Origin of the sequence: Rhizobium sp. PEPV16, from assembly GCF_008919455.1 — a bacterium.
Taxonomy (GTDB): Bacteria; Pseudomonadota; Alphaproteobacteria; order Rhizobiales; family Rhizobiaceae; genus Rhizobium; species Rhizobium leguminosarum_Q.
In genome coordinates, this window is record NZ_VSZV01000130.1 from 1 (window position 1) to 6,565 (window position 6,565).

Consider the following 6,565-nt stretch of genomic DNA (forward strand, 5'->3'; position numbering starts at 1 on the left):
TAGGTGCGCTGGTTGACGTAGATCGGGCGGTCATCTGCCGTAGCGGGCGGCCAAGCTCCTGAGCCGTAGTCCGTTGAGCCTATCGCCCGCCGGCAGAACTCCGGCACCTTTCGGCCGGAGAGCTCGAAGAGCTGGCCAGGCTGCTTGCCAAGACCGAAGGCGGGCACTGACGGGCGAGGGATCGTATCGTCGTCGCGGAGGCTATATCATTCCTGGTTTCTCCGTGGCGCAGAGATGGTCTAACTTTTGTTTTTGCGCGGTTGGGGACGCGCTGTGTCAGACGATTCCGTATTCTTTCAAGAGTGCCTGCTCGTCGCCGGAAACCCAACCAAATATCTTCGGCTCTCCATTCAGTTTCTGAACGAGATAATGGACATCGAAATCTATCGAGATATCCGGCGCGTCCTGTCGAGAGTAGATCGCCGTCCAGGCAAGGTGAGCCACGCAATGACACTCATCGATCGGGGAGAGCCTGAGATCGCGTATCCGCATCTCTTTCGTCCCTGTCGCTCGATACCGCTCATAGCCCTGCTCCATGATCCGTCCGAGTTGATCGTCGTTTTTTCCGGCCATGACCCCGGAGGGCGAGGCTGCGATGAACGCGGAAGCGTAGAACGACGCGCTCGCATCCAAGTCCACATCGCCATCCAGCGCGCGATTGAAGAACTGCTGATATCGCGCGAACAGGTCCCTGACCGCAGTCTCCATCGATCACCCTCAATTCCAATCGGGCATCCCGGGTAGCAGTATGCTTGTGCGTGGCGCAATTGCCAATGCCAGCCAAGAGTTCAATGGGACTAAAGCGCGCCGCGCTTTAGTCCTTATGTGATGGGCGACATGCACTAGCCGGCGTAGGCCGCCTCAAGATCGGCGATGATGATCTTCCGCATTTTGTACATGGCCTGGAGCGTCCGCTCCGCCTTCTTGCGGTCGGGATCGCCGATCAGTCGGAGGGTGATCTCGGGGCAGACCTGCCAATTGACGCCGAATTTGTCCCGCAGCCAGCCGCAGGCCCGCTCCGAGCCGCCGTCCGATGTCAGCGCTTCCCAGTAATAGTCGGTCTCGGCCTGATCCCTGGTTTCGACGAAGAACGAGACGGCATCGTTGAAGCCGTCGCCAGGCCCCGCATTGAATGTCCTGAGCCTGAGGTCTTCGAGCGCGAAATCATAGGTGGCGATTGGCACGGTGCGGTTCGTTCCGGAGACCCAGTCCGGCACCTCCGTGGAGCCGAGTTTCTTCGCGTTTCTGAAGACGGAGAGATAAAAATCGCGGGCTTCTTCAGCCTGGGTGTTGAACCAGAGGAAAGGGAAAATCGTTGCCATGGTCGTTTGCTCCGCAACATCGGATATAGGTGATAGGAAATCACAGATCGTCTCGTTGGCGCCGATGCTGTCTCACAAAGGAGACGCGGCGCCTATACCGAACATATGAAGCGTAGGGCTCGACGACAAACCAGATTTCGGCGTATCCCCTGCGCGAGCCTGGCGATCTGAAGTATCACACGCTCATTCACGACGGATTCCCCATCGATTGGGCGACTTGGCTGCGCAGTGCCGACGTTAGCGATGTCGATCCAAAGAGCGGCCTGACCTTCGACTCTGCCACCTTCGCCGTCGAATCCGCAGTACAGGGGGAAGGCGTGGTTTTGGGGCGCACGATGCTCGTCGCCGCCGACCTTGCCGCGGGCCGGCTGGTCAGGCCTTTCAGACAGGCGCTCACATCCGCGTCGCAATACTTCGTGGTGTATCCGCCGCGCGCAATCCACCAACGCAAGGTGAAGGCATTTCGTGATTGGCTCCTTGCCGAAATCAGTCATTCTTGAGATCTCGGGTGCCACAGCGCCTCGGCCGAATGGAGTCCGCGATGAAAAGGGTAAAGCTTGACCAGCGGTTTGGCCGCGAGGCGTTTGGCGATGATCCTGCCAATTATCACCGCGCGCGGCCGCCTTATCCGCAGGCGACCTGGGCGGCCCTGCGCGAGCGCGCCGGTCTTAGGGCCGGCATCGACATATTGGAGATCGGCGCCGGTTCAGGGCTGGCGACGATGGCGCTGCTCGGTCACCGGCCGCGCAGCCTCGTTGCCGTCGAACCCGATGGCCGGCTTGCGGATTATCTTCGCACCTCGATCGACGATCCCTGTCTCGATGTCGTGGAGGCGCCTTTCGAGACCGCCGATCTCAAGCCGGCCTCCTTCGATCTGGTCGCTGCCGCGACGATGTTTCACTGGCTCGACCCGACGGCATCGCTGAAGAAGATCCATCGTCTGCTTCGGCCGGATGGAGCCGTCGCCCTGTGGTGGAACGTCTTCCGCGATGCGGGCCGGCCGGATGCCTTCCACGACGAAACGGTGCATCTGTTCGCGAGTCATCCGTCGAGCCTGTCGAGCGGCGATGCGGAGCGATTGCCTCACGGGCTGGACACTGGCGCTCGTGTCGGGGAACTGGCCGCCACCGGCTTCATTGCCGACGAGCCGCAATTTCTCTCGTGGACGCTGACGCTCGATCCGGTAGCCGTCCGCAGGCTGTATGCAACCTATTCCAACGTCGCAGCGCTGCCACCGGCCGAGCGCGGCGCGTTGCTCGATGCTCTGGAAGACATTGCCGCATCACGTTTTGGCGGACACGTCGAACGCAACATGACGACGGCGATCTATACGGCGCGCCGCCGTTCGTGACAGTCGAGGCGAGAGGGGCGGGAGAGAGGATCACTCAACCTGGATATGAATATGGTCGTCGTGGCGGGCGGCGCGGCAACCTTGAAAGCGGATATGGCTATCGGCGATGCCGAGCGCGTTCTTCAGATGCGGCTCGATGAAGATCTTCTGCAGGCCGAAGCGCGTCACACCTTCGCTCGTCAACCAGCCGATCGCGGCCGATGTGCGCTGCTCCTCGATCCAATAGGCCGGAAACAGAGGCTGCAGCGCATCGAAGTCCCAGCGGGTGGTAAGCCAGTCATTGCGCCCTTCGCATGGCCGTTCGTCGCCGGGGGCGGGTTGCTCGAAGGCGAAATAGCCGATCGGAGAACGGGTGGCGCCATTCAGGAAGGCACCGTCCTCATTCTTGTAATAATAGGCGAAGTCGAGCTTTTTCCCGTCGGCATGCGACAGATGCGGCAGTAGCGGAAAGCCGTTCATGAAAGGGAAATTCGCATCCAGCGCGACGGTGACGGTTCCGGGGAATTCCTTGTCCATGTGGGCGGCAAGCGCCTTTGCCAGATCGCGCAGCTCGGGTGTAACGTAGTTGCGGTTCAGCAGGCAATAGATCGGGGAGCGGACCACGAGCCGGTCCGTCGCGCCGGCGACGCAGGAGAGGCGAACTCGCCCGAAGATCGGCGCGGCGAGGCCTGCGGCAAAGGTGGCGCCGGCATAACAAAGCAGGAAGATCGCAAGCTTTGCCAGAAATCGCCGTAAGCCCCAGGCGCGTGAGGCGGCCAGCGCCACGAGATAGGCGATGCCGCCGATCTGCGTCAGCAACGTCAGAATGAGAACGATCAGGGCGTGAAGGGCAAAACGGAACACGGGAAGGCCTTGCGGACGTTGTCGTTCCCATAGGCGAGGCGATACTGCTGCGCAAGGCGGATGGCGGGGGAAGTTCGCGGCTCATTTATGCCCTTCCTTTGAGTGCTCCGAATTGACAGGAGAAATTATCTGACTAAAGTCAGATAATATGACTTATGACCCTGTCGCTCGTGTCCGTCGTTTCAACCGTGCAGTCACCTCCGAAGTCGGCGCTCTCGATACATCTTTCCTCGGACGCGGCCGTCCGCTGGGTGCTGCCCGCGTCCTCAATTCGATCGGCCGGGGGCAATCGGATGTTGCGGTGATCCGCGATTATCTCGGTCTTGACTCGGGGCTGATGAGCCGTCTGCTGCGCAGTCTGGAAGAGGAGGGTCTCATCGAGACGGTGCCGAACCCTCAGGATGCGCGCCGCCGCGTTGCCCGGTTGACCGAAACCGGCCGTTGCGAGTTTCAGGCTTATGAAGCGCTTTCCAATGCGCAGGCGAAGTCGTTTCTGACGCGCCATCGGCGCCCGGACGAACTGCTGCGCGCCATGGATATCGTCGCTTCCTCGCTGAGGCGTGAGCAGATCGTGATCGAGGAGAAAGACCCGCGGCACGAGGACGTCAGCTATTGTCTCCGCGAATACTATGGCGAACTAGCACGCCGCTTCGAGAAGGGTTTCGACGTATCGCTTTCTCGCGATCCCGACGCCAAGGATATGATCCGTCCGCGCGGCGCGTTCCTGGTGGCCATGTCGGATGGCTTGCCGATCGGCTGTGTCGGGCTGAAGGGTAATGGTGGCGAGGTCGCGGAGATCAAACGGCTCTGGGTCGCCCCATCCGCGCGCGGCCTTGGGCTCGCAAGGCGCCTTATGACAGCCGCCGAGAACATCGCCCGCGAGCTATCCATCAAGCTCCTGCGCCTGGATACGAATAGCGCGCTGCCCGAGGCAACACAGCTTTATCGCGGAACCGGCTGGAATGAGATCGAGCGTTTCAATGACGACCCATACCCGGACACGTTCTTTGAGAAGCGGCTTTAAGTGACGCTCGCTTTGAGCTGTCCCACTTCTCCTCCGTCATTCCTGTGCTCGTCACAGGAATCCAGTGCGCCCAAGTCCTTGGGCGCGAGAGAGTTTGTTGCTTGGATGAGAGTCATTCACGGCGCCGACGCGCCGTGGCTGGATTCCTGTGACAGGCACAGGAATGAGGGAGGGCGAGGCACCGCCGTTGCCCAGCCCTTCGCATGGCTCAGGGCGTTCGGCCCTGCGATCGATTCACTGGATCGATCGCTCCTGCTTTGCAGGACCGGGCCTCACCCCTGCCGGTCAGGCGGCGAAGCGCTCCGTTATCGGGCGGCGGCGCAGGTTCGGCTGCGTTACCGCAGGTGGGTTATAGGCCGCCTCCAGCGGGCCGGTGTCGGTGCCGGGTGGGACGATCGCGTCGATCCGGTCGAGGATTTCGTCCGTCAGGCTCACCCCGGCGCCGGCAAGCAGATCGTCGAAGTGCTCCATCGTGCGCGGGCCGATGATCGCCGAGGTGACGGCGGGATGGGCGATGGTGAAGGCTATCGCCATGTGCGCCAGCGAAAGCCCCGCCTGCTGGGCGAGCGGGATGAGCCGTTCGACCGCGTCCAGCCGGCGCTCGTCGTTCATCTGCCTGGGGAAGCGTTTGGCGCGGGCGCTGTCGGGTTGCGGCGCGCCCTTGCGGTATTTGCCGGTGAGCATGCCCATCGCCAGCGGGCTCCACACCATCGCGCCCATTCCGTAACGCTCGCAGGCGGGCAGAACCTCGCGTTCGATACCGCGATTGAGGATCGAATAGGGCGGCTGCTCGGTGCGGAAACGTGCCAACCCGCGGCGCTCGGAAACCCATTGCGCCTCGATAATTTCCGAGACGGGGAAGGTCGACGATCCCACGGCGCGCACCTTGCCCGCCCGTATCAGGTCGGTGAGGGCCGACAGCGTCTCCTCGATGTCGGTATCGGGTGCCGGCCGGTGGATCAGGTAGAGATCGATATGGTCGGTCTGCAGGCGGCGGAGCGAATCCTCGACTGCGCGGATCAGCCAGCGGCGCGAATTGCCCTGCCGGTTCGGGTCGTCGCCCATCGGCAGATGTGCTTTAGTGGCGAGCACGATCTCGTCGCGCCGGCCCTTGAGCGCCTTGCCGACGATCTCCTCGGATTCGCCGCGGCTGTAGATATCGGCGGTGTCGATGAAGTTGATGCCGGCATCGAGCGCCTTGTGGATGATCCGGATCGAATCCTCGTGGTCGGGATTGCCGGCAGAGCCAAACATCATCGCGCCGAGGCAATAGGGGCTGACCTTGATGCCGGTTCTTCCAAGCGTGCGGTATTGCATGTCTGTTCCTTTATTGGGGAGGCGGACTTCGTGCGCATCGATGTGGCCAACATCGTCACGCTGTGTTAGCTTGCATAAACGGAACCGTATTCCGTTTATATACGGAACAATGTTCCGTTTTGCAAGTGAGTGAATGATGAGCGACGACAGAAAAGAGCAGGAGGACGGCCTGAAGCCCGGGGAAAGGGCGGACAGGCGTGTGCGCGCCGACGCCAAGCGCAATCTCGACGGGCTGCTTCAGGCGGCATTGACGGTGTTTGCGACCTCCGGCGTCGATGCCCCGGTGCGTGAGATCGCGGAGAAGGCCGGCGTCGGCATCGGCACCGTTTACCGGCATTTTCCCGAGCGTTCCGATCTCGTCGTCGCCGTCTTCCGCCGCGAAATCGACGCCTGCGCTGACGCTGCGCCGATCCTTGCCGCCGAACATGCGCCGGGCGAAGCGCTGGCCAGATGGATGCAGCGTTTCGTGGATTTTATCGCTGCCAAGCGCGGGCTTGCGGCGGCCCTGCACTCCGGCAACCCAGCCTTCGATGCCTTGCCCGCCTACTTCCAGCAGCGGCTGCAGCCGGCCCTTCGCTCGCTTCTCGACGCCGCCGCTGCCGCCGGCGAGGTCCGCACCGATATCGCCGCCGTGGATCGTTTTCATACAGCCGCCAGCCTACGCATGCACGCCTATGCCCAAGGGTCCGAACATGCCCGGCGCATGGT

At 62.1% G+C, this 6,565-nt stretch carries 8 protein-coding genes; 4 read left to right on the top strand and 4 right to left on the bottom strand.

Annotated features, from left to right (window positions below):
• Window positions 1-276: 276 nt before the first annotated feature.
• Both FY112_RS02230 and FY112_RS02235 read right to left on the bottom strand, forming a co-directional pair.
• Complete coding sequence (locus FY112_RS02230; RefSeq protein ID WP_077978549.1) at window positions 277-708, bottom strand: hypothetical protein; 432 nt, start codon at window positions 706-708, stop codon at window positions 277-279.
• A 134-nt stretch (window positions 709-842) separates the two neighbouring features.
• Window positions 843-1,322 (bottom strand): VOC family protein, encoded by a 480-nt coding sequence (locus tag FY112_RS02235; protein WP_077978548.1) that lies wholly within the window; start codon window positions 1,320-1,322, stop codon window positions 843-845.
• A gap of 167 nt (window positions 1,323-1,489) precedes the next feature.
• On the opposite strand from FY112_RS02235, the gene FY112_RS02240 reads away from it, so the two are divergent.
• Both FY112_RS02240 and FY112_RS02245 read left to right on the top strand, forming a co-directional pair.
• On the top strand, window positions 1,490-1,822 hold the full coding sequence (locus FY112_RS02240; RefSeq protein WP_348642715.1) for a LysR substrate-binding domain-containing protein: 333 nt from the start codon (window positions 1,490-1,492) through the stop codon (window positions 1,820-1,822).
• A 29-nt stretch (window positions 1,823-1,851) separates the two neighbouring features.
• Window positions 1,852-2,673 carry a methyltransferase domain-containing protein gene (locus FY112_RS02245; RefSeq protein ID WP_151517552.1) on the top strand — a complete coding sequence of 274 codons (822 nt, stop codon included), beginning with the start codon at window positions 1,852-1,854 and terminating at the stop codon, window positions 2,671-2,673.
• A 30-nt stretch (window positions 2,674-2,703) separates the two neighbouring features.
• Here FY112_RS02245 and FY112_RS02250 read toward each other — a convergent pair whose 3' ends face one another.
• Window positions 2,704-3,516 carry a hypothetical protein gene (locus FY112_RS02250; protein WP_131663640.1) on the bottom strand — a complete coding sequence of 271 codons (813 nt, stop codon included), beginning with the start codon at window positions 3,514-3,516 and terminating at the stop codon, window positions 2,704-2,706.
• 148 nt (window positions 3,517-3,664) lie between these two features.
• On the opposite strand from FY112_RS02250, the gene FY112_RS02255 reads away from it, so the two are divergent.
• Window positions 3,665-4,540 (top strand): helix-turn-helix domain-containing GNAT family N-acetyltransferase, encoded by an 876-nt coding sequence (locus FY112_RS02255; protein ID WP_131642696.1) that lies wholly within the window; start codon window positions 3,665-3,667, stop codon window positions 4,538-4,540.
• A 285-nt stretch (window positions 4,541-4,825) separates the two neighbouring features.
• Here the strand turns inward: FY112_RS02255 and FY112_RS02265 are convergent, their stop codons facing one another.
• The gene (locus FY112_RS02265) at window positions 4,826-5,857 is read right to left on the bottom strand and encodes an aldo/keto reductase (RefSeq protein WP_131642598.1); all 1,032 of its coding nucleotides are present in this window, start codon (window positions 5,855-5,857) and stop codon (window positions 4,826-4,828) included.
• Between the two features lie 133 nt (window positions 5,858-5,990).
• Between FY112_RS02265 and FY112_RS02270 the strand changes: the two genes are divergently transcribed.
• A partial coding sequence (locus FY112_RS02270) for a TetR/AcrR family transcriptional regulator (protein WP_151517551.1) occupies window positions 5,991-6,565 on the top strand: 575 nt, incomplete at its 3' end.